Here is a 23,898-nt window from a genome sequence, read left to right on the forward strand (position 1 = left end):
CTCAAAAAAAGCGATTAAATTTCAGAAACTTAACCATCCATCATTATGGAACGTTTATCGCATTAATGACTGTGTCATCTTTAATCTACTGAGGGAACTATAGTGAAAATCTTTGAAGCATTACGCCAAGACCACGAAAAACAACGTCTTCTATTGAAAATATTAGCTGAAACCAGTGGGAACACTGCTGCTCGTCAAGAGTACTTTGAAGAATTGAAGCAACAGCTTGAAAGTCACGCCATAGCAGAGGAACGCCACTTTTACACTCACCTCTTAGAAAAAGACGCAACAGTGGATTTAACCCGCCATGGTATTGCGGAACATCATGAAATTGATGAGTTGATAGAAAAATTAGACAATACCGACATGAGTTCGCCGGCATGGCTACATCACCTTAAAGTACTTAAAGAGAAGGTAGAGCATCACCTAGCAGATGAGGAGCAAGAATTTTTCAACGTTGCTGGAAGGGTACTTAACGAACATCAAAAAACAGAATTGGCGTCGGGTTACAAAAAAGAAATGCAGCAAGAACTAAAGTCTGCATAAATTAAACAACCTCGATAACGAAAAAAGCCAGTAACAGCATAATCTGTTACTGGCTTTCTTTTAGCCAATCATAAGAAAACGTTACTTCTTCGCAATAATATAGACTGCATGGATCACTCCTGGAAAGTATCCGAGAATAGTCAGCAGAATGTTTATCCAAAAGTGAGCACCAATTCCAACTTGCAGAAATACGCCTAGTGGTGGAAGTAAAATTGACAGAAGTACGCGTATAATATCCATAATAAAATCCTTGTTTTTATTCAATATCACTCAACATTGAGAGCATGTGTTAAATTGTGGGTGTTTTGACTTTACTAACAATCAAAAATAGGCTTTTTCAAAACCACACTGTTTAACCAAGCATAATGTATTCCAAAAATTACAAACATCAGATTTCATGCTTCTGGCTAGCAGTTTGGGTATTTTTACTCGTGATAAGGTGTAGTAAGTAGCCAGTCTTCTAGGTCTTCTCTTTTTAACGGCCTGCTAATGTAATAGCCTTGTGCAACATCACAGCCCCACTCTTTTAAAATGTTAAGAGACTCTGCATCCTCTACCCCTTCGGCAACTACATTAAGTTCAAAAATACCGGCCAGACTGAGTATTGTATGGACAATCTGTTGGTCATTTTCATCGGTAGACAAATTTAATATAAAGCTTTTATCTATTTTGATTGTCTCTACGGGTAAGTTTTTCAAATACGCTAAGGAAGAATAGCCGGTACCAAAGTCATCGATGGCAAAACGAAACCCTAACGACTTAAGTGATGAAAGGTTTTCTACTGCCAGAGACGCATCAGCAACCAAATCACTTTCTGTAATTTCTAACTGCAGTGAGGCAGGTGACAGGCCTTTTTCTGTAAGTAATGCCACCAGTTCATTTAATAGCGTTTTATTTTGGATATCATGTGAGGACAAGTTCATAGCAACAGAAAAGTCGTAACGCTTGCTTCTAAAATAAGCAAGATCGGTAATAGTGGTTTTCATTACCCACTTAGTCACTTGTTCTATCAACCCAGCTTGTTCCGCCACAGAAATAAACTCATCCGGCGATACTTGTCCTAAACGACTGTTATTCCACCTAAGCAGCACCTCCATGCTACACACTTTCATCGTTTTCAGGTCTATTTTGGGTTGATACACGACAGAAAGTTCGTGTTGCTGTGTGGCAAGTACACGCTTTAGTTCGGTAGTGATTAGAAGACGTCTATTGTAGCCCTGCTCTAACGCCTCACTGTAATAGGTTAAGGCAGCGCCTGAGCGAATTGCGTTATCAGAAACAATATTGAGTTTTCTAAACAACTCTTCTGTGTCAGACGCGTCTTCAGGGCATTCCAATACAGCCATAGCCACTTTTACAGGTATTGTTATAAGGTTGCTCTCAACGGGTTGCTCAAGAATGTACTTCAGGGTCTCTAACTGCAGCTCATTCAGTGGCTCGTCAGTGATGTAAATTACTTCACCGCCCGCTAACCTTGCTGAAGTTCCAGGCCATTGTAACAGTCGCCAAGCCAATGATTTCAATGTATTGTCACCATTTGAGTATCCGTACAAATCATTAATGGTTCGAAATCCAATAACCGTTATCGCAATAACCTGAATAGATTTACCGTCACGCATTTGCGTTACAAAAAACTCTTCTAAAAAGTTTCTGTTGTATAGCCCTGTTAGATCATCATGCTGTGCCTGATACTTAATTCTCTCTTCGCGACGAAAGATTTTGCTTTGCATTTGGCCTATAGCAGACTCTAGTTCGTTAATTTCTCTAAAGCGCGAAGTACTGTTGAGCTTATTTTTATAGCGTCCAGAAGAAACGCTATCAATAACGGTAATGACGGAATTTAGCGGTGATGTAATTCTCTTGGTCCACACCATGAAAAAAAGTGAGATGATCAATAACGCCAAAAGATAAAGCGAGAAAAGCATATTCTGCATTTCTCTAAAACTTTGCACATAATTTGCTACATCAATGAGAACAGTTATTTTTGCCGGACTGGTGTTTAATGTAGAAACAGGAATATTATATTCAATGTAACTGACGGCTTCTGAAAACGTGACGTCTTGCCAATTGAAACCTGCTATGCTCGGGTGATACTCCTCAGCTAAACGGGTTGATAGCGTCGAAGCGAGTAACACTTGTGTTGTTCTGTCGATAATACTTATGTCGGCTTCTGACAGCGCACTAACAGTTTCAAGTACTTCTCTTTGTATATCCCTTGCCATTAACACGTAATAACGCTCGTTATTCAGCACCACTGACTTAAGGCTAAGGTGTGTCAATACGCCATTTTCTACAGACAGGACGTGGTTTAACCCCATTGCCGCCATAGCAACACTTCGCAAAGACTGAGCACCTTTTTCGTAAGAGTTTGAGGTTGACGAAATAACAGTATGATCTAAATTAATAAGCGCTAGATCCAGAGAGCGCGCATCAGAACTTGAAACATAAGAACTTGAAACATAAGAACTTGAAACATAAGATTCGCTAGCATTCGCCGAACCCTCAATAGACTGGCTTAAAGAGCCTAAAAAAGCATGAGAGAGCTTCTCGATATCTTTATTATCGAGCACAGCATCTGAATTAATGGCGTTAAGCGAAGATGCAATGTTGCGCTCGGTGCGCGACTCTTTCTCAGCCAGCACATTATTAAGCAGCTTTTCAACAAGAACTACCTCTTTGTCTACATGGCTTTTTATCATTGAACTAAACGACAACCACAGCGATACCACAACAATTATGGTCGCAACTGTCACACCTAGAAAACTAAGTAAAATCAATGATTGGCGAAGACTTGTTTGCACGAGAACGCCTCTGATGAATGCTACTGCATGAAATTTAATAAGTTATGGCAAAATAATAGCTGACTTATGCCAAGCAAAACAGGGGAAAGACCGAGTAATCTCATTTAAATGAGATTTATCGTATTTTTTAGGTTTTAACAATCCTCAGGTCATCGTTTTATGATCAGGGATTTGAAGGGTTACAGCAAAGCTTGAACGTTTTTGCTGCCACGAAAACATAGTTGTAACAAAATTTGAATATAAAGGCTTGGCATGAAAATCAAAACAATATCGAGTAGGGTGAGGCTTGCGCCTCATCCCTCTCACAGAACCGTACGTACGGGCCTCGTATACGGCTCCTGCATACTTCATATCACTTGCTAAGTGACACAATGCTAATTTGCAATCTAGTATCGTGCGCCCTATGGACATCGTTCATTTTCTAACATTGTGGTAACTTTCATTGCAGGGTTTGGCGTTCTAGCACTGAGGCAATCTACCAAATTTGACTACAATTACTTCCCATATACGGCCTGTCTCACCAGACATCACTATTCCTAGCGCACCGATTCGACTTGTCCCGCTGATCTGGCGGCTTGTGTATCAATGATAAAAAAACTCACAACTCATCAGAGTCTTAAAGTCTGCTTCCCCCCTTCGCAATCCATTTAAGCTTTTGGCTAAAATAGATCCTATCAAACACAATGCTGATAGTCGGCTTGGTTTTACCCTCCACACCATTACTGGCTTTCATCGGCCTAGCCTTACTCACTACTACGGGTTCATCTGCCACCTCACACTCGCAACATTCTTGGATCACTCCTTGAACGATACGTCCAACCATTTGATTGGATCTAATGCCAGGCTTCCCCAGTTACTGCACTGGCTCCCTGTTAGAAATTCCACCCTCAAACACAAAACAGGACTGACTGAGTATCGGGCTTCGCGCTATTTTGCACGCTTACCCTCCTGTCTTGCCGAATCAGGTTCACTTGCGTTGTGTACCTCTAACTTCCTATGGCTTCCTTCAGACCCTGCCGTTGGCCAACAACGCCCTTGCCATTCGGATTATCTTCCCCTCAGTCAGGGTGATTCAGGTTTCTTTCAACCTGACGGGTTTGCCAGCTTCGCTGGGCAAACAAAAAAGGCCAGCGACTGCTGGCCTTTCAATATGGTGCGGAAAGCGGGACTTGAACCCGCACGAGCTATGCTCACCACCCCCTCAAGATGGCGTGTCTACCAATTCCACCACTTCCGCAAATAAAGCTTAATCTGGGGTATTGCCGTCATCAGCTGGAACATCATCGCCAGCTGGCACGTTACCCTGAGTGTCCTGAACGTCCTGCATTGCCGGAACGTCTGAACCACTAACGGGAACATCGCTCTGTGCAGGTGCATCTTCAATAACTGGCACGTCTGCATCTGCAGGCACTTCTGCTGGTGTCTCAACCGCAGCAGGTACTTCCAAGTTATTCCACTCGTCTTCGGCACTTTCTCTATTCGCTGTCATCGCGCCTAGCGACAAGCTAATGAAGAAGAACAAACCCGCTAAAATTGACGTTGTGCGAGTCATAAAGTTACCAGAACCTGACGAACCAAACACGGTATTTGAACCACCTGAGCCAAAAGAAGCGCCCATATCAGCCCCTTTACCTTGCTGGATCAAAACAAACCCAATTAATAAGAGTGCTACAACTAGATATGCTATTAAAAGCACTTCGTATATCATAATTACCTCGTCAGTTTGCCGCTTGGCAAATTGAAATAAAATCTTCAGCTTTTAAACTGGCGCCGCCAATTAAGCCGCCATCAACGTCTTTTTGTGAAAATAACGTTTTAGCATTATCTGGTTTAACGCTGCCGCCGTATAAAATGCGAAGCTTACCAGCTAAGTCTGCGTCTACTTTAGTAAAGTAACCGCGAATGAATTCGTGCACTTCCTGAGCTTGCTCAGGCGTTGCCGTCTTCCCTGTACCTATGGCCCATATTGGCTCATATGCAATAACTGTTTTTGATAAATCGTCAACCGACAACGTCGCTGTTAATGCGTCTAACTGCTCGCCAACAAATTTCTCAACGTTACCCGCTTCTCTTACTGTTAAAGACTCACCAACACAAATAATGGGTGTTAAGCCGGCTTCAATACATTGCTTTGCTTTTAAAGCGACAAGATCACTAGACTCTTGCTGATCTTCTCTTCTCTCAGAGTGACCTACTATTGAGTAGGTACATCCTGCGTCTTTAAGCATTTCAACAGATAACTCACCTGTATGAGCACCGTTGTTGAGGTGACTCACATTTTGAGCACCTAGGGAAAATGAATTCGCTCTGAAAAGGTGCATCAGCGTAGCCGGCGGACAAACAACCGTTTCGGAGTCGCAATTTAATGCTTCTAGCTTCTCATTAAATTCAGCAACTAATGCCGAATTACCATTCATTTTCCAATTTCCAGCAACTAATGGCTGGCGTATTTTGTTACTCACTAGCTCGACCTTAGCCCTGTCTTTTAGCGGGCGTGATATTAACTATTTACAACGTAAGATACAAGTATAAAAAGCGAAATTTCCTGCTACGCCAACTAATTGGCGAGATTACGAACAGTTTCAGCAATATGCTCTGCCCATTTCATCGACTTCTGTTCTTCATTCGATTCCACCATAACCCGTATCAGTGGTTCAGTTCCACTTTTACGCAGTAAAACACGTCCTGTTTTACCGAGTGCTGCTTCGGCTTCTTGCTTTGCACGTTGAACATCTTTATGCGATAGGTAATCAACATTCTGCGCTGTATAGCGCACGTTCACCAGCGTTTGAGGATACATCTCAAAACCACTAGATAAATCGTGTAAGTCTAGTTGAGAACGCAACATGGCAGCCAACACCTGAAGGCCCGCCACAATTCCGTCACCCGTTGAACACATAGACAGATTTAAAACATGACCAGAATTCTCACCACCAATAGACCAGCCTTTCTGCTGTAGTAACTCCATCACGTAACGATCGCCTACTTTACTTCTCGCAAAGGGTACCCCTAGTTTACTAAGCGCATTTTCCAACCCAAGGTTGCTCATCAAAGTACCCACTACGCCGCCCTGCATTTGTCCGTTCTTCAGTGCATCGCGCGCAATGATATAGACAATTTGGTCACCATCGAGCACATTGCCTAGATGGTCTACCATCATCAGTCTGTCGCCATCACCATCTAGGGCAAAACCTAGATCGGCGCCTGTTTCTTTTACTTTCTCAACAACTGCATCCATAGACGTCGCACCAACCTTATCGTTGATGTTAAGTCCGTTTGGTGCAGTGCCTAATTCTATAACGTTCGCGCCAAGCTCTCGTAATACGTTAGGAGCAATGTGATACGTGGCACCATGAGCACAATCTACAACAATGGTTAAGCCTGTGAGGGATAGCTCAGAGGGGAAAGTACCTTTACAGAATTCAATGTAACGACCGGCAGCGTCATCTATACGCGTTGCTTTACCAAGCTTGTCTGAGGCTACGCAAGTCATAGGGCGCTCAAGCATTTCTTCAATGGCTAGTTCAATGTCATCGTCTAACTTAAATCCCTGAGAAGAAAAAAACTTTATTCCGTTATCGTAATAAGGGTTGTGAGAAGCGCTAATAACAATACCGGCTTCAGAACGAAATGTTTTGGTGAGGTAGGCTATTGCTGGGGTAGGCATAGGTCCTAACAAGCCTATATTTATACCTGCGGCAGAAAGACCCGCTTCAAGAGAAGACTCGAGCATGTAACCCGAGATACGCGTGTCTTTTCCAATAAGTACTTTATTTGTTCCTCTACCTGCGAGGACTTTTCCTGCTGCCCACCCTAACTTAATACAAAACTCAGGGTTAATATGACTTTCGCCCACTTTACCCCGAATACCGTCGGTACCAAAATATTTACGCTGACTCATTATTATTCCTTATTACACTTTTTTCAGCATTTTAACGATGTTAACCGCATCAGCGGTTTCTTGTACATCGTGAACACGTATTATATGTGCTCCCATTTGGGCCGTAATTGTAGCGAGCGCAATACTTCCAGCCAAGCGTTCTTCAACATTTCTGTTTAAAAGCTTACCTATCATTGACTTTCTCGACATACCAACAAGCACGGGCAACCCTAATGCCATAATATCAGGTAAATATTTAACTAACGCATAGTTATGCTCGAGAGACTTTCCAAAGCCGTAGCCTGGGTCCAGTAAAATGGATGACTTATCGATACCAGCTTGTTCACATGCTGCTGTCCGCTCAACTAAGAAACCCTTTACATCACTGATAAGATCATCATATTGCGGGTTCGCTTGCATTGTTCTTGGCTCGCCCTTCATATGCATAAGGCAAACCGGTACCTTGGCTTCAGCAGCGGCTTTCAGCGCGCCAGGTTCTCTCAACGCGCGAACATCATTAATTAGCTTAGCACCTGCGTTCACTGCCTCAGTCATTACCTGTGGCTTGCTGGTATCAATTGATATAACACAATCGCTTCTTGCCGACAGCGCCTCAATTACTGGAATAGTTCTATCAAGCTCTTCTTGAAGCGCAACATCTTTAGCACCGGGACGGGTCGATTCGCCACCAATGTCGATAAAAGTAGCGCCCTGCTCTACCATACAAAGTGCGTGTTCTACTGCCTGCTGGGTAGATGCGTGTCGACCGCCATCGGAAAAGGAATCAGGGGTAACATTTAAGATCCCCATAACGCGAGGCTGATTAAGATCAATAAAATGATTGGCAAACTGCATACATCAACTCTTTTTTATTATGTAAATAAAAAACGCCAGATTAACTGGCGTTTTTTAATCCTAACATTGCGGCTAAATTAAAGGAGGAATTAATTTAGCCTCAAGCCTTAACTTGGAATGTCACCGGGTTTTCCAACCGATGGCTTGTCAACGCCATCGTTTTTAATTTCGCCTTCCTTCACAGGCGAACCGCCACTTGGCTTATCACCACCCGATGGCTTGCTGTCGTCCCAGTCTGCGGGAGGACGCACTTCCGTACGGTTCATCAAATCATCAATCTGCTTAGCATCGATAGTTTCATACTTCATCAGCGCGTCTTTCATCGTGTGAAGAATATCTTTGTTGTCTTCTAGAATTTGCTGCGCTCTTTCGTAATTGCGGTCGATAAGTGACTTGATTTCTGCATCGATAGCACGAGCCGTATCATCAGACATACTTGACGCTCTCGACATTGAATTACCAAGGAATACTTCGCCTTCTTCTTCTGCGTACAACATTGGTCCCATCTTCGTAGATAGTCCCCATTGCGTTACCATTTTACGAGCAATATCAGTAGCACGCTCAATATCGTTTGATGCACCAGTAGTCACTTTGTCATCGCCATAAATTATCTGCTCTGCAATTCGACCACCAAACAGGCTCGAAATCATACTTTCTAGGTGCTGTTTAGAGTGACTCACTCTATCCTTTTCAGGCAAATACATGGTCACACCGAGGGCACGTCCACGAGGTATGATAGATACCTTATATACCGGATCGTGTTCTGGCACCAGGCGACCAACGATAGCGTGACCTGCTTCATGATATGCCGTCATTTCTTTTTCAGACTCAGACATCACCATTGACTTGCGCTCAGAGCCCATCATGATTTTGTCTTTCGCTTTCTCAAACTCTTCCATTGCAACAAGACGCTTGTTACCACGAGCTGCAAATAGTGCCGCTTCGTTAACTAAGTTTGCTAGGTCGGCACCTGAGAAACCAGGAGTGCCTCGAGCAATTAGTGATGCTTCAACGTTGTCTGCAATTGGTACCTTGCGCATATGCACTTTAAGAATTTGCTCTCTACCACGGATGTCTGGAAGACCAACGATAACCTGACGGTCAAAACGACCTGGGCGAAGTAATGCAGGGTCAAGTACGTCTGGGCGGTTAGTTGCCGCAATAACGATGATCCCTTCATGACCTTCAAAGCCATCCATTTCAACTAGCATCTGGTTAAGAGTTTGCTCACGCTCATCATGACCACCGCCTAGGCCTGCGCCACGCTTGCGGCCAACCGCGTCAATCTCGTCAATGAAGATGATGCACGGTGCGGTTTTCTTTGCTTGCTCGAACATATCTCGAACTCGAGACGCACCTACACCCACAAACATTTCCACGAAATCAGAGCCCGAGATACTGAAGAATGGCACTTTTGCTTCACCAGCGATGGCTTTTGCTAACAGCGTTTTACCCGTTCCCGGTGGACCTACCATTAACACGCCTTTAGGAATTTTACCGCCAAGCTTTTGGAACTTAGATGGGTCGCGGAGGAAATCAACCAATTCAGACACGTCTTCTTTTGCTTCGTCGCAGCCAGCAACGTCAGCAAACGTAGTCTTTATTTGGTCTTCGCCCAATAAGCGCGCCTTGCTCTTGCCAAACGACATGGCGCCTTTACCGCCGCCGCCTTGCATTTGACGCATGAAGAAAATCCACACCCCAATAAGCAGTAACATTGGGAACCACGATATGAAAATCGATGCGAGAAGTGATTGCTCCTCAGGCGGTTCACCATAAACCCTTACATCGTTTTTAACTAGGTCCGAAACTAGTTTGTCATCGAAGTAAGGTACGAAGGTTTGAAAAGATTCGCCAGAGCGTTTAGTCCCGCGAATTTCGCCATCATTATTGATACGAACTTCACGGATATTGCCCTGCTCCGCTTCTCTTAGGAATGTTGTGTAGTCAGTTTGTGAACGAGCAGTTTCACTCGGTGAAAAGCTCTGGAAAACCGACATCAATACAACGGCGATAACCAACCATAAGATTAAATTTTTTGCCATGTCGCTCAATGCTACTAACCTCTATAAATCCGAACCGGTGTGAAAGTGAACAACTTGATTGTTCTGCACACAACACAATTCGCAACTAAAATCGCTTACAATAAAGCGTACTACACTTTATACCCACAAGCCACCAAATACACCTCACGAGAACGTGATCTCGACGAGTCAGGCTTACGCGTTTTTATCGTGGTAAAAGATTGCTTAAGTGCATTCATAAACTCAACAAAACCTTCACCCTGAAACACCTTAATGACAAACGAGCCACCGGGTTTCAGCACTTGATGACACATGTCCAGCGCAAGTTCGCAAAGATACATGGAACGAGACTGGTCAACTGCCGAATTACCAGCAAGATTAGGTGCCATATCCGACAATACTATATCTACGGTGTTCCCACCGATTCTGTTCAAAAGTGCGTGTAAAACTTCTTCTTCACGGAAATCACCCTGCAGAAAGTCTACGCCCACGATAGAATCCATGGGCAAAATATCGCAGGCGATAACCTGACCGCTATCCCCTAATAGCTTTGCTGAAAGCTGAGACCAACCACCGGGCGCAGCGCCAAGATCAACAAGGGTCATACCAGGCTTAATCAGTTTGTCTTTCTTTTGAATCTCTTCGAGTTTATAAATGGCACGAGAGCGCCAACCATCTTTTTGTGCTTTCTGCACATAATGGTCGTCGAAATGTTCTTTTAGCCAACGTTTACTGCTGGCGGAGTGTTTCTTTTTTGTCATTCAATTACAATGTTATTAGGATTGTAGAGTAGATGGCGTTAGAATACGTTATTTCAAGCATAAACTAACAGATTAATTGTAAGAATATTTATTAAATGAAACTTTCAAATAAACAGAAACAATTCCTTAAAGGTCTAGCCCACCCACTTAAGCCAATAGTGCAGCTAGGCGCGAATGGTCTCACCGAGGGCGTTGTCGCAGAGATTGACAATGCACTAAATCACCACGAATTGATCAAAGTTAAGGTTCCTTCTGAAGATCGCGAAGAAAAATCGCTGATTATGGATGCCATTGTACGCGAAACAAATGCGGAAAAACTTCAGGTAATTGGTCATACACTTATTATTTACCGTCCTAGTGAAGACTGTAAAATTCAGTTGCCAAAATAAAGACGCTTTTGGTGTCAGTCCACTCTGACACCATAGTTTTTACCATCAAATACCGTTAACATCTCGTTAATATTATGAAAATAACCAGATTAACGGGAACTCCATGTTGCTAACTAACCTTACTGCAATTGTTACGGGCGGATGCTCGGGTCTTGGTCACGCTACCGCTATTGCGCTTCGCGAAGCAGGTGCAAAGGTCAGCCTTTTCGACTTAAACGAAGAACAAGGTGCCAAGCGCGTAGAAGAGCTAGGTAAAGACAAAACCCTTTTTACGAAAGTGGATGTGCGCGATGAAGCACAAGTTCAAGCGGCGATCGACGCCACAACAGATACTTTCGGCGCTATCTCTCTTGTGGTTAACTGTGCCGGCATCGCACCTGCGAAACGTTTGCTTGATAGAGAAGCAAACCCAGCGCCATTAGGCGACTTTCAAACCACCATTGACATAAACCTGGTAGGCAGCTTTAACGTAGCCGGATTGGTTGCTGCCACCATGGCAAAACAATCGCCTATAAACGATGAGGGCGAACGCGGCCTTATTATCAATACCGCTTCGGTAGCGGGCTATGAGGGTCAAATTGGCCAAACTGCTTACGCGGCCAGTAAAGGCGGCATTATCGGGCTTACCCTTCCAATGGCACGTGACTTAGCCCCACTTGGAATTCGGGTGAATACGATAGCACCAGGAGTGATGGGAACGCCTATGCTGCTAGCCATGCCTGAAAAAGTACAAGAAGCTCTGTCTGCTAACGTTCAATTTCCTAAACGCCTAGGCCTACCTGAGGAATTCGGCAAGCTTGTTGTTCATATGGCAAACAACACTTACCTTAACGGCGAAACCATCCGCTTAGATGGCGGCCTGCGTATGCCGCCAAAGTAATAAATTGGTAGGTAAATTAAACACCGTAATGAAAAGGGAGCATTGACTCCCTTTTTTTATTCTCCATCACCACCGCTTACAATTAACGCAAGGTTATACAATCGATTTACTGCGTGATAGTTAATAGAGTTTTTAGGGTAACGCCCCTTAGAACTTATCTTACCCGCTTCTTGTTCCATCAATATAGTGAGTGCGTCATCAACAGTTTCAACGGTATAGATGTGAAATAGACCTTTTTTGACTGCCTCTATTACAGTGCTATCTAACACTAAATTAATAGCATTGGACTTTGGAATGATGACACCTTGAGTTCCCGTAAAGCCGCGGTATTGGCAGAGGTCGAAAAAACCCTCAATTTTTTCATTCACGCCGCCCACAGCCTGAACCTCGCCATATTGGTTGATTGAGCCGGTAATCGCTAGCGTTTGAACGCATGGAATTTCTGTAAGTGCAGATATAAGCGCGACCAATTCGCCTAACGATGCACTGTCGCCATCAATATGGCCATATGACTGCTCAAGCGCAATATTGGCAGACAGCGTTAACGGAAAATGCTGGGCATACTTGTTGCCTAAGTAACCATTTAACAGCATGACACCTTTTGAATGAATGGGTTGGCCCAATTCTACTTCCCGCTCAATATCAATTACACCGCTAGCGCCGGCGAATACTGTTGCCGTAATGCGTGCTGGTGTGCCAAACGCTGTATCACCAATATCTAGTACGGTAAGGCCATTCACCTTGCCAACGGCCTTACCTTCGGTTGCGATAAGTACGTGGCCTTCCTTTATATCGTTAAGAAGCGCCTGGCTTACCCTGCCCGTTCTTCGTTTTTTGGCGCTTAATGCAATTTTTAAATGATTAAGCTCTAGGCTAGTGCTATTACTCTTTTGACAGAAGTAAAAAGCCTCGTTAACCAGTTCAATCACTTCGGCAAAATGCGCTGATAGCTTTTCTTTGTGCTCAGCCATGCGAAGCGAATATTCGACTAGCCGGCACATGGCGTTAGCCGTAATATCCTCTAGACCAAGCCCGCGTGTGTGCGCACGTACTTTACCAACAAAATCGAACAGCGCCTGACGAGTCACGGGAATTTCTAAATCAAAATCGACCAGCACTCGGAATAATTCATCAAACTCATCATCGTAGTCTTGCAGGGTGTAATAAAGGTCTCTCGAGCCCAGTAATACAATCTTTACGCTTAAATCAATAGGCTGCGGATTTAACGTAATATTGTTAACCATACCCACGTCTTGTTGCGGTAGGTCCATTCGTAAACGCATAGACTTGATGGCTAATTTTAAGGTATCCCACACATAGGGCTGTTCTATAAGCTGGTCCACATCTAGTAGTAAATACCCACCGTTTGCACGGTGCAGCGCGCCCGGCTGAATCATTCTGTAGTTAGTGAATACACTGCCGTGAATGTTGGTATATTCAATTTTACCGAACAAATTTTGATAGGTAGGATTTGGCTCATAAATTACGGGAGCAGAATCGTCAAGCCTGTTGGAAACAAGCACGTTAGGTAAAAACTGTTCTTCGAGGAATACTTTTTTATCAAAGTCCTCTGTCTTTTCTTCTTTTTGCTCTTCACTGTGAATCACTAAAATAGCGTCCACCAGTGCGGTTCTCAGTTGCTTTAAATATTTTACTACACCGAGTTGAGATGAATATTTGTGCTCGAGCACTTTAATCAGTGGCTTTATGCCCTGTTCAGCCGTGTTTTTATCTAATGCACGTAAACGCTCCGAGTTCTCTCGCTTCCACGCGGGTAGACCGAGTAAACTCTCACTAAGACGGTTTTCCAACTCATCGATAAGTACATAAAAACGTTCTCGCTGACTTTCATCAAAGGTGGAAAACTCACTATCACTAATAGGTTTACCATTGATTATGGGTGAAAACGTGATTGAGCCACCTTCTTCAAACAGAGCAACATCATTAGCCAGAGCATAACGCTCAACGGCATCAATAGCAGCATCATACTTCTGCTCGAAGTCACGTAGAATAGAGGCGCGACGGCGCTGATAGCCAGGATTGTCAAATGCTACAGGTAATGAGTCGAGCACGTCGTCGATTAGGTTCGCCATATCCTTTTGAAAGGCTTTGCCTCCCCCGGGAGGAAATCTAAGGGCAACGGGCTCTCGTTCCACATCAAAGTTGTTGATGTAACACCAGTCGTCTGGCGCAACAGATTGGGCGACTTGCCTTTCGATATAATCTTTTACCAAAGAGAAGCGACCGGTAGCAGGCTCGCCCATCACATAAAGGTTGTACCCTTTGGTAGTTATACCTAACCCAAAGGTAAGCGCTTCACGCGCACGCTCTTGCCCTATAAAAGTTGCATTGAGCGCTTCCTCATCTTTTAAGGCACTGTTGATTGCGCGGCGGTTTATGGTAGGTGATAAGGCGTCTACATCTAACGCAAATGATTTACTGTCTACAGACATGTTGTTCTATATTCGTTACTTTTCCTAAGTGAAACCCTTATTAACATTAGTGTCAAACCCTTATCTTCAATAAAGCGGTTTTATACTAACAATTGCACAACAAACAACCACGTTTGTAAGGGTACGGTATATTTTGTTTTTAATATTGCACCACTTATCATGCATATCGAATAGCGTAATAACTATCATCCCAACAAAGCGCTCAGCCGTGATGTGAAATCATTCAAGCGACAAGGAAGGTCTCCCCTCTTTGTAAAGCATTAACCTATGCATAAATGCTCACTTTTCGTGCAAGCAGCAATAAATATCGCCAAGTTAAGTGTTAAGCTATTGAGGCATGGCTTAACGCTGGGGTATTCTATAAGGCTATATATATGTTCAATCGGTTATTTTTTTATTCGTGCGTGATGGTTTTGATTCTATCGACACGAGCAGATGACCCAAATATAAACGTTTTAACTCTAAATGCGGAAGCCTAAGTTTCATGGCCGATAATCAGTACAACCCAAAAGATATAGAACAACGTGTTCAGCAATACTGGGAAGACAATCAATCTTTCAAGGCAAGCGATAACGAAGATAAAGAAAAGTTTTATTGCCTGTCTATGTTTCCTTATCCTAGTGGTCGACTCCACATGGGACACGTGCGTAACTACACTATCGGTGATGTAATCAGCCGCTATCAGCGCATGCAGGGCAAAAATGTTATGCAGCCTATGGGTTGGGACGCCTTTGGTCTGCCTGCTGAAAATGCAGCGATAAACAATAACACTGCACCAGCGAAGTGGACTTACGAAAACATCGATTACATGAAAACCCAGCTCCGCTCTTTAGGCTTTGGTTATGACTGGGATCGTGAAGTTACTACCTGTAAATCCGATTACTATCGCTGGGAGCAATGGTTCTTTACACGCTTGTATGAAAAAGGCTTAGTGTATAAGAAAGACTCAACGGTAAATTGGGATCCAGTAGACCAAACGGTACTCGCTAACGAACAGGTGATAGATGGTCGAGGCTGGCGTTCTGGTGCATTGGTAGAGCAAAAAGAAATTCCACAATGGTTTATCAAAATTACCGATTATGCCGAAGAATTGCTTAACGACCTTGAACAACTGGAAGAGTGGCCAGACCAAGTTCGCGCCATGCAAGCTAATTGGATCGGGCGTTCTGAAGGTGTCGACATTACCTTTGATTTAGCATCACCGGTAAACGATATTGCCGACCTGACGGTTTATACAACACGCCCCGACACTTTCTACGGCGTGACGTACGTGGCAGTAGCAGCACAGCACCCGCTTGCAGAATTTGCTGCGCAATCTAACCCTGATATCGCTCAGTTTATTGACGAGTGCAAAAATACTAAGGTTGCCGAAGCTGAAATGGCCACCATGGACAAAAAAGGCTGTGCCACCGGCTTAGAAGTTATTCATCCACTTACGGGCGAGAAACTGCCTATTTGGATTGCCAACTTTGTTCTTATGGAATACGGCTCTGGCGCGGTTATGGCGGTACCTGGGCACGATCAGCGCGACTGGGAATTTGCTACAAAATACAATCTGCCTATTCAACAAGTTATTGCCGCAAAAGCCGGTGACGAAGATAAATGCGACCTATCAAAAGCTGCATACACAGAAAAAGGTAGCTTAATTAATTCCGATAAATTTAACGGCCTTGATTTTGACGCAGCATTCAATGGTATTGCCGAAGCACTTGAGGTTAAAGGTTGTGGCCAGCGAAAGGTCAACTATCGACTTCGTGACTGGGGCGTTAGTCGCCAGCGTTACTGGGGCACACCTATTCCTATGCTCAAATTGGAAAACGGTGAATCTGCGCCTGTACCCTCAGACCAACTTCCGGTTGAGTTACCTGAAGACGTAGAAATGGATGGCGTGATTTCTCCGATTAAAGCAGACCCTGAGTGGGCGAAAACCACTTACAAAGGAGAACCTGCATTAAGAGAAACAGACACCTTCGATACCTTTATGGAGTCGTCGTGGTACTACGCTCGATACACAAGCGCAACAAATCCCGACGCTATGCTAGATCCGAAAGCCGCTAACTACTGGCTGCCTGTCGACCAATATATTGGTGGTATTGAACACGCTATCTTGCACCTACTTTACTCTCGTTTCTTCCACAAATTGTTACGTGATGAAGGTTTGGTAGACTCTGATGAACCGTTCAAGCGTTTATTATGTCAAGGAATGGTTTTGGCAGATTCTTATTATCGTGAAGACGAGAAAGGTAAGAAAACCTGGTATTCGCCAACAGAAGTCACCACCGAAAAAGATGAAAAAGGCCGTATTGTTAACGCTTGGCTTACTAGCGACAATACCCCGGTAACCCACGGCGGCATGACGAAAATGTCGAAGTCGAAAAACAACGGTATCGACCCGCAAGAAGTTATCGACCAGTATGGCGCCGATACAGTACGACTATTTACTATGTTTGCTGCGCCACCCGAGCAAACACTAGAGTGGGTTGATTCTGGTGTTGAAGGTGCAAACCGCTTCCTTCGTCGAATTTGGAAACTGGTTACTGAGCACGTAGAAAAAGGCGATGCAGTAAAGCTTGATGTAAAATCTCTTTCGAAAGAACAGCAAGCGCTTCGCCGTGAAGTGCACAAAACGATCCAAAAGGTTACCGATGATTTAGGCCGCCGCCAAACGTTCAATACAGCAGTAGCGGCAATTATGGAGCTGCTAAATCACTTACAAAAGGCCCCGCAAGAAAGTGCGCAAGACATCGCTAATATGCGCGAAGCCGTGGAATCTGTATTGCTATTGCTTAACCCTATTACGCCGCATATCGCTCACGAGTTGTGGAAAGTTCTGGGCCACAGCGAAGATATTGATGTGGCGCCTTGGCCTGCAGTAGATAAAGATGCGCTAGTCGAAGACGAAAAGCTCATTATTGTTCAGGTAAACGGAAAAGTACGCGCTAAAATGACGGTTGCTGCCGATGCGAGTAAAGACGAGGTTGAGGCACAGGCATTGGCGCAAGCGAATGTGCAACAGTTTATCGAAGGCAAAACCATTCGCAAAGTCATTGTGGTGCCAGGTAAACTTGTCAATATTGTAGCGAACTAGGCGACAATGAAATAATGAATGCACTTTTAAAAGTTATTGGTATAGCAACGCTTGTAGGCGTCCTTAGCAACTGCGGTTTTCATTTGCGAGGGGCACCAAGCCTACCTGAAAATGTAAATACTGTAGTGATAGAAAGTGCCAGAGCGCACGCGCCTTTGGCGCGAGCGCTTGACAGTAGATTGAATATTTATGGCTTGGCATCGGCGTCTGGCGAAGATGCTAAACAAACAAGCGAAAATATTAATATTTACTTACTGCCCGAAAAACTAGACCGTCAATTGTTGTCGGTCTACCCTTCAGGTCAGGTTGCAGAATACGACTTAATTTATGTGGTGCGTTACAGAGTCTCGTTTCCCAATAAACAGCCGTTGATGGCTCAGTTTGAGGTGGTGCGAGATTATCAAGATGACCCCGACCAGGTTCTTGCGAAGTCACGAGAACTCGATCTAATGCTTGATGAGATGCGAGCGGAAGCGGCAGATATTATTATTAGACGTTTATCTAGCCAGGCTGTTGCCGCGCTAGACGAAAGCGAATAGGCGTCGCATAACCTTCATGCAAATTTATCCCAATCAATTTCACCAAGATATCCAGAAAGGATTGCGTCCTTGTTACCTCGTTTTTGGCGACGAACCTCAGCAAAAGTTTGATGTCATAGAACAAATCAGACGTCACGCAAAAGCGAAGGGATTTGATGAAAGAACCACATTAGTGGCTGAAACTGGGTTCTCTTGGAACCAGCTGCTAGAAGCCACCCAAAGTATGTCTTTATTTTCTAGCCAGCAATTTATAGAGCTCGAGCTCCCCACTGGTAAGCCCGGTACCGAAGGAAGTAAAATGCTTCAAGAGGTAGCTGCCAAACTCAACCCAGACATGCTGCTATTAATTCATGGTCCCAAAATTGGAAAAGATGTTCAGCGTGGAAAGTGGTTTAAAGTGCTCGATGAGCTGGGGGCATCAACCTTGTGTTACCCCCTTGAGGGCCGCCAGCTAAACGCATGGATTAACCAACAGCTTTCTTCTCATCAGCTATCGGTATCGGCTACTGGGGCAAAAATCATTGCTGACTTTTGCGAGGGAAACCTTTTGGCAGCAAAACAAGAAATTGATAAGCTGGCGTTACTTCATCCTCAACAAACCATTAGCGACGAGCAGCTAGAGCGGGCAATGGTTGATCAGTCTCGTTACAATGCGTTTCAACTCGTTGATGTCATGCTTAACGGAGAAAGCACTCGCTGTATAAAAATGCTTTACCGTCTAGAAAGCGAAGGCCTAGAGCCTAACATTATCATTTGGGCACTCATTCGAGAATGGGAACAGCTTTGGAATTTAAAGAACGCAGAACAGCAGGGCCAGCCAATTCAGTGGCAAAAATTTGGCATCTGGCGCAATAGGCAAGGTATGTATCAAGCCGCACTGCAGCGTCTTTCGTTAAAGCAACTTGAAGACATTCAACACGCTTTATCTCAGGCAGACCTTGCTTTTAAGCAGCAGGTTATATCTCGCCCTTACGTTAAGCTTTGTCATTTATGCATGATGTTTATGGGCGTTAACTTAACAAACATTCCGCTACTGGACAGTTAGCCGTGGCATTGAGAGTTATTCTAGGGGGCACATTTAATCCTCCTCACTACGGGCACATTACTCCAGCGCTGTATGCCGCAGATTTATTGGGTGTAGAACATGTAGATTTGATGCCCTGTAAACTAGCTCCTCATAAGTCGGTAAGTGTTTCTGAAACCCACAGGGTAAATATGATACATCGGTGTTGCGATACCCACTCTCGCTTGCGTGCCGAACTCATAGAACTCTCACTGCCTTCTCCCTCTTATACAGTGAAAACGCTGCGTGCATTAAATTCAAAGCACGATGATACAATCTGTTTTCTCATTGGAGCAGATTCACTGTATAATCTCGATAAATGGTATGAGTGGGAAAGCTTGCTTACCTATTGCCACCTTATTGTAATGAGGCGAGACAGTGAAACATTTTCCCCGCCACCGGCAATAGCCAAGTGGCTCAAGCGAAACGCCATACAAGACATCGAACGGTTACATCAGCGTAAAAGTGGTCACGTTTTACTGTTAAATACGCCACTTAAAACAATTTCTTCCACGCAATTGCGTAATGAAATAGCAAGTGAAAATGCAGATACGCTAGACCATGCCGCTCCTGATACTATTGAAAGCTGGGTACCCCGTAACGTTATTGAATACATCAATGACAACCAGTTATACAGCGAATAAACACAAGAGGAAAACACTTGGAGAGTCTACAACTTAAGCAGTTTGTTAAAGACAAAATAGACGATATGAAAGGCCGTGATATCATTGAACTCGATGTTCGAGGTAAGTCGACCATTACAGATACCATGATCATTTGCTCTGGTAATTCAAAGCGACACGTTTCTTCGATTGCAGAAAACGTGATGGTTGAAGCAAAAAACGCAGGCCATGCGCCAGGCAATGTTGATGGTAAAGACTCTGGAGAGTGGGTTTTGGTAGATTTCGGCGATGTTATTTTGCATGTAATGCAGGATGAAACTCGCGACTTTTACCAACTTGAAAAGCTTTGGGCTTAAATCACCACTTCACCAAACGAAGAGCCACTTTATAAATGGTTAACTCCGTGAGTATGCTTTTGAGTAATGCACAGCATCAATCAAGGACAGTACGTTGAGAATTCAAATTGTTGCTGTGGGAACAAAGATGCCCTCGTGGGTATCTGCTGGGGTCGATGAATTTATTCGTCGATTCCCAAGCGACATGCCGGTAAACATAACCGAAATACCTGCGGGAAAGCGCGGGAAAAATGCTGACATTAAACGCATTCTAGATAAAGAGGGTGAACAAATGTTGGCAGCTATTCCCAAAGGAAACCGCATTGTCACTCTTGAGGTAACCGGCAAGCCTTGGGATACCCCCACGCTAGCCAAAAAATTAGACAACTGGAAAATGGATGGCAGAGACGTCAGCTTACTCATTGGCGGCCCTGAGGGACTTGCGCCTTCTTGCATTGAAGCCTCTGAACAAAAATGGTCACTCTCTGCGCTCACACTCCCTCACCCATTAGTGCGAATTATACTGGTTGAAAGCGTTTATCGAGCGTGGTCGGTTACGCAAAATCATCCTTATCACAGAGAGTAGAAGTCACATCTAATGCAAAGGAAGTCAATGCACCGCAAGCGCCAGGCTATTCGCGACCACACCGCGGAAGCGAATTTATTTGCTCGTCGCGCCACCATTTCCTTCATTATTGTTACTGCCATGCTAGGCATTGTATTAAACAATTTGTATTCTCTTCAGGTTACCCAACACGACGACTACCAAACCCGCTCTAACGGCAACCGTATTAAAGTATTGCCGGTTGCACCGAACCGCGGTCTTATTTACGACAGAAACGGCGTGTTGTTGGCGGAGAATCGTCCCGTATTCAGCCTAGAAGTCATCCCTGAAAAGGTCGATGACATAGAGGACACACTTGCCAGACTTACCTCCCTGATGGCGATTACCGAAGAAGAACTCACTCGCTTTGAGTCTAATTTGAAGGGAACCCGGCGCTTTAAACCCGTTGTTTTGAGAACGGAACTGTCTGAAAAAGAAGTAGCCACCTTTTCAGCCAGTAAGCACAAGTTCAAAGGGGTGCAGATTGAAGCTCGCCTAGCCCGCCACTACCCTTATAAAGAAACCTTAACTCATGTGCTTGGATACGTAGCGCGAATTAATAAGCGGGACTTACAGAAACTGGTAGAAGCTGGGCAAGAAGATAATTACGCCGCCACATACGATATCGGTAAGTTAGGCATTGAGAAATATCACGAAGAAACGCTGCACGGCACTGTGGGTTATCAACAAGTAGAAGTGAATAATCAGGGCCGTATTATTCGTGTGCTTAACGTAGACCCTCCCACACCTGGAAAAGATATTGTTCTTAATATAGACCTTTCGTTACAGCAGGAGGCCCAGCGCATTCTTGAAGACACTCGAGGCGCAGTGGTTATTACAGAAGTTAAAACCGGCGGCGTGCTAGCCCTTTATTCAAATCCTAGCTACGACCCCAACCTATTTGTTCACGGCATTAGCAGTAAAAATTATTCAGCGCTATTAAATTCGCCCGACCGACCATTGATAAACCGTGCCACTCAAGGTCAATACTCTCCCGCATCCACCGTAAAGCCTCACCTTGCCCTACTAGGTCTTGAAGACGGTGTGGTAACAGAAGATTACTCTATTAAAGACAATGGGCGTTACCGCTTGCCTAATGTTTCCCATGTTTGGAGAGACTGGAAGCGTTGGGGACACGGTGAAGTAGATATTGCAAAAGCTATCGAAGTGTCTTGCGATATTTACTATTACGACCTTGCCTACAACTTGGGTATCGACAAAATCAGTGAGGCAATGCAGGAGTTTGGTTTTGGCGACTACACAGGTATAGACTTGTACGAAGAATCAAACGCGAATATGCCAAGTAGAGGCTGGAAACGGGCTCGATTTAATCAACCTTGGTACATTGGTGATACCATTCCAGTAGGTATTGGGCAAAGCTTTTGGACAGCAACACCTATTCAATTAACGCACTCAATTAATACCCTGGTGAATAGAGGAGAGCGCTATATTCCTCAAATTATTCGCGGCTACAAAGAGTCCAACGGAGTTGATGATCTTATTCCACTGAAAACGTCTCGGCCTATTCAAATAAACGATCCTAAAAATCTCGACATCGTCTTAAATGCCATGCACGACGTTGTGCACGGCGAAGAAGGAACAGCTCGCTTTGCTTTTGCCGATACGCCCTATGAGTCTGCGGGTAAAACAGGTACTGCCCAACTCTTTACGGTAGCTCAAGACGAAAAATACGACGAAGATGAAGTTGATGAAAGGCTGCGCGACAATGCACTCTATGTCGGTTTTGCCCCGTTTGATAATCCAGAAATTTCAATAACAGTAGTACTGGAAAACGCAGGTGGTGGTAGTTCAAATGCTGCTCCTGTTGCTCGTAAGCTTATGGACTTTTATTTTCGGGGTCGCACTTTTGAAACCGCTAATGTAGACAGTGAGAGCGAAGAATAATGAAAAGAACCGCCATCACACCGGATAAAATAAGCTTTCTTCAGCGAGTTCATATTGATGGCTGGCTTCTGCTGGGTCTACTGGTACTAAGCGGCGTGGGCTTGGTAACCCTTTACTCGGCCTCTGGACAAGATATAGGCCAGATGCAGCGCCAATTTACCCGCTTAGCCGTTAGCTTTGTTGTTATGGCGGTACTTGCACAGCTGCCTCCCGGGTTTTATCGGCGCCTTTCCCCTATCGCTTTTGTCGGCGGGCTACTTATGCTGGTTGCAGTATTGCTTTTTGGCGATATGGGCAAGGGAGCTCAGCGCTGGCTTGATTTAGGTTTCATCCGATTTCAACCCTCGGAACTGATGAAGCTGGCTGTGCCTATGATGGTAGCCTGGTACATCAGCAAATTTACGTTGCCACCCCGTACACACCACATCGCTTTGGGATTTATTATGGTGGTTGTGCCAACGGTTTTGATTGCGAAACAGCCCGATTTGGGAACGTCGCTGTTAATTGCAAGCTCAGGGGTTTTTGCCATTTTTCTTGCCGGTATGAGTTGGAAACTTATCTCACTGGTAGGTGCGCTCGTTGGCGCATTCGCCCCTATTATGTGGTTCTTCCTAATGAAGGATTATCAAAAACAGCGCGTACTTACGTTTTTAAACCCAGAGAGCGATCCCCTTGGTTCTGGCTATCACATTATTCAATCTCAAATAGCGATAGGTTCTGGCGGAGTTGATGGAAAAGGCTGGCTACAAGGCACCCAGTCGCAGCTCGAGTTTCTACCCGAACGTCACACCGATTTTATATTTTCAGTGTTCAGTGAGGAGTTTGGACTCACGGGAGTCATCGTTTTATTAGCGATTTATCTGTATATAATTATGCGTGGTCTAATTATCTCTAGCCGAGCCCAAGACGCTTTTTCTAAATTGCTTGGCGGTAGTATTACCCTAACCTTCTTTGTTTATGTTTTTGTGAATATGGGAATGGTGTCAGGCTTGTTACCCGTGGTAGGAGTGCCTCTACCGCTTGTAAGCTATGGGGGGACTTCTATGGTGACATTGATGGCGGGTTTCGGCATTCTAATGTCAATTGCAACTCAAAAACGGTTGATTTCTCGATGACTGGCTTTTCTGGCAACACTTTTTTCTGCATGTGTCT

Annotated in this window: 21 protein-coding genes and 1 tRNA gene; 11 read left to right on the forward strand and 11 right to left on the reverse strand. The window is 44.4% G+C overall.

All coding sequences use genetic code 11. From position 1 onward, the window contains the following. Positions 1 to 102: 102 nt before the first annotated feature. Entirely contained in the window at positions 103 to 546 is a 444-nt protein-coding gene (locus CW735_RS10105; RefSeq protein WP_100971955.1) for a hemerythrin domain-containing protein, read from the forward strand. 81 nt (positions 547 to 627) lie between these two features. Here CW735_RS10105 and CW735_RS10110 read toward each other — a convergent pair whose 3' ends face one another. The 10 genes from CW735_RS10110 to rlmE form a co-directional block, all read right to left on the reverse strand. Next, positions 628 to 786, reverse strand: a complete 159-nt coding sequence (locus tag CW735_RS10110) for a YqaE/Pmp3 family membrane protein (protein ID WP_032096492.1) — start codon at positions 784 to 786, stop codon at positions 628 to 630. Between the two features lie 185 nt (positions 787 to 971). Then, on the reverse strand, positions 972 to 3,347 hold the full coding sequence (locus CW735_RS10115; RefSeq protein ID WP_100971957.1) for a putative bifunctional diguanylate cyclase/phosphodiesterase: 2,376 nt from the start codon (positions 3,345 to 3,347) through the stop codon (positions 972 to 974). 616 nt (positions 3,348 to 3,963) lie between these two features. Then, entirely contained in the window at positions 3,964 to 4,170 is a 207-nt protein-coding gene (locus tag CW735_RS10120) for a hypothetical protein (protein WP_015068459.1), read from the reverse strand. Positions 4,171 to 4,498: 328 nt separating this feature from the next. Next, a tRNA-Leu gene (locus tag CW735_RS10125) sits at positions 4,499 to 4,584 on the reverse strand. Between the two features lie 9 nt (positions 4,585 to 4,593). Then, entirely contained in the window at positions 4,594 to 5,055 is a 462-nt protein-coding gene (gene secG / locus CW735_RS10130) for a preprotein translocase subunit SecG (RefSeq protein WP_071979127.1), read from the reverse strand. Positions 5,056 to 5,065: 10 nt separating this feature from the next. After that, positions 5,066 to 5,764, reverse strand: coding sequence for a triose-phosphate isomerase (tpiA, locus tag CW735_RS10135; RefSeq protein ID WP_442857509.1), 699 nt, complete (start codon positions 5,762 to 5,764; stop codon positions 5,066 to 5,068). A 140-nt stretch (positions 5,765 to 5,904) separates the two neighbouring features. After that, the gene (gene glmM / locus CW735_RS10140) at positions 5,905 to 7,248 is read right to left on the reverse strand and encodes a phosphoglucosamine mutase (protein WP_071979129.1); all 1,344 of its coding nucleotides are present in this window, start codon (positions 7,246 to 7,248) and stop codon (positions 5,905 to 5,907) included. A gap of 12 nt (positions 7,249 to 7,260) precedes the next feature. Beyond that, positions 7,261 to 8,082: a dihydropteroate synthase gene (gene folP, locus CW735_RS10145; RefSeq protein ID WP_071979130.1), complete on the reverse strand. Its 822-nt coding sequence runs from the start codon at positions 8,080 to 8,082 to the stop codon at positions 7,261 to 7,263. Positions 8,083 to 8,189: 107 nt separating this feature from the next. After that, complete coding sequence (gene ftsH, locus CW735_RS10150; protein ID WP_071979131.1) at positions 8,190 to 10,136, reverse strand: ATP-dependent zinc metalloprotease FtsH; 1,947 nt, start codon at positions 10,134 to 10,136, stop codon at positions 8,190 to 8,192. A gap of 101 nt (positions 10,137 to 10,237) precedes the next feature. Then, positions 10,238 to 10,867 carry a 23S rRNA (uridine(2552)-2'-O)-methyltransferase RlmE gene (rlmE, locus tag CW735_RS10155; protein WP_071979132.1) on the reverse strand — a complete coding sequence of 210 codons (630 nt, stop codon included), beginning with the start codon at positions 10,865 to 10,867 and terminating at the stop codon, positions 10,238 to 10,240. Between the two features lie 95 nt (positions 10,868 to 10,962). Between rlmE and yhbY the strand changes: the two genes are divergently transcribed. Together yhbY and CW735_RS10165 are read left to right on the forward strand one after the other, a co-directional pair. Further along, positions 10,963 to 11,256: a ribosome assembly RNA-binding protein YhbY gene (gene yhbY, locus CW735_RS10160; protein WP_071979133.1), complete on the forward strand. Its 294-nt coding sequence runs from the start codon at positions 10,963 to 10,965 to the stop codon at positions 11,254 to 11,256. Between the two features lie 103 nt (positions 11,257 to 11,359). Beyond that, positions 11,360 to 12,136, forward strand: a complete 777-nt coding sequence (locus tag CW735_RS10165) for an SDR family NAD(P)-dependent oxidoreductase (RefSeq protein ID WP_100971959.1) — start codon at positions 11,360 to 11,362, stop codon at positions 12,134 to 12,136. A gap of 56 nt (positions 12,137 to 12,192) precedes the next feature. On the opposite strand, the gene CW735_RS10170 is transcribed toward CW735_RS10165, so the two are convergent. After that, on the reverse strand, positions 12,193 to 14,589 hold the full coding sequence (locus tag CW735_RS10170) for a Lon protease family protein (protein WP_071979135.1): 2,397 nt from the start codon (positions 14,587 to 14,589) through the stop codon (positions 12,193 to 12,195). A gap of 484 nt (positions 14,590 to 15,073) precedes the next feature. On the opposite strand from CW735_RS10170, the gene leuS reads away from it, so the two are divergent. From leuS to rodA, 8 genes are all read left to right on the forward strand, one after another. Beyond that, on the forward strand, positions 15,074 to 17,677 hold the full coding sequence (leuS, locus tag CW735_RS10175) for a leucine--tRNA ligase (protein ID WP_071979136.1): 2,604 nt from the start codon (positions 15,074 to 15,076) through the stop codon (positions 17,675 to 17,677). Between the two features lie 14 nt (positions 17,678 to 17,691). Then, on the forward strand, positions 17,692 to 18,216 hold the full coding sequence (locus CW735_RS10180; RefSeq protein ID WP_071979137.1) for an LPS-assembly lipoprotein LptE: 525 nt from the start codon (positions 17,692 to 17,694) through the stop codon (positions 18,214 to 18,216). Between the two features lie 16 nt (positions 18,217 to 18,232). Further along, complete coding sequence (holA, locus tag CW735_RS10185) at positions 18,233 to 19,261, forward strand: DNA polymerase III subunit delta (RefSeq protein WP_071979138.1); 1,029 nt, start codon at positions 18,233 to 18,235, stop codon at positions 19,259 to 19,261. Between the two features lie 2 nt (positions 19,262 to 19,263). Next, a complete protein-coding gene (gene nadD / locus CW735_RS10190; protein WP_232230588.1) occupies positions 19,264 to 19,923 on the forward strand; it encodes a nicotinate (nicotinamide) nucleotide adenylyltransferase in 660 nt (219 codons plus the stop codon). Between the two features lie 17 nt (positions 19,924 to 19,940). Next, on the forward strand, positions 19,941 to 20,258 hold the full coding sequence (gene rsfS / locus CW735_RS10195; RefSeq protein ID WP_071979139.1) for a ribosome silencing factor: 318 nt from the start codon (positions 19,941 to 19,943) through the stop codon (positions 20,256 to 20,258). 94 nt (positions 20,259 to 20,352) lie between these two features. After that, on the forward strand, positions 20,353 to 20,823 hold the full coding sequence (gene rlmH / locus CW735_RS10200; protein WP_071979140.1) for a 23S rRNA (pseudouridine(1915)-N(3))-methyltransferase RlmH: 471 nt from the start codon (positions 20,353 to 20,355) through the stop codon (positions 20,821 to 20,823). A gap of 27 nt (positions 20,824 to 20,850) precedes the next feature. Beyond that, the gene (mrdA, locus tag CW735_RS10205) at positions 20,851 to 22,746 is read left to right on the forward strand and encodes a penicillin-binding protein 2 (RefSeq protein ID WP_100971961.1); all 1,896 of its coding nucleotides are present in this window, start codon (positions 20,851 to 20,853) and stop codon (positions 22,744 to 22,746) included. Continuing rightward, positions 22,746 to 23,861 (forward strand): rod shape-determining protein RodA, encoded by a 1,116-nt coding sequence (gene rodA, locus CW735_RS10210; protein ID WP_071979142.1) that lies wholly within the window; start codon positions 22,746 to 22,748, stop codon positions 23,859 to 23,861. The genes mrdA and rodA overlap by 1 nt, the downstream gene beginning before the upstream one ends. Positions 23,862 to 23,898 lie beyond the last annotated feature (37 nt).

Origin of the sequence: Alteromonas sp. MB-3u-76 (assembly GCF_002831605.1) — a bacterium.
GTDB lineage: Bacteria > Pseudomonadota > Gammaproteobacteria > Enterobacterales > Alteromonadaceae > Alteromonas > Alteromonas hispanica.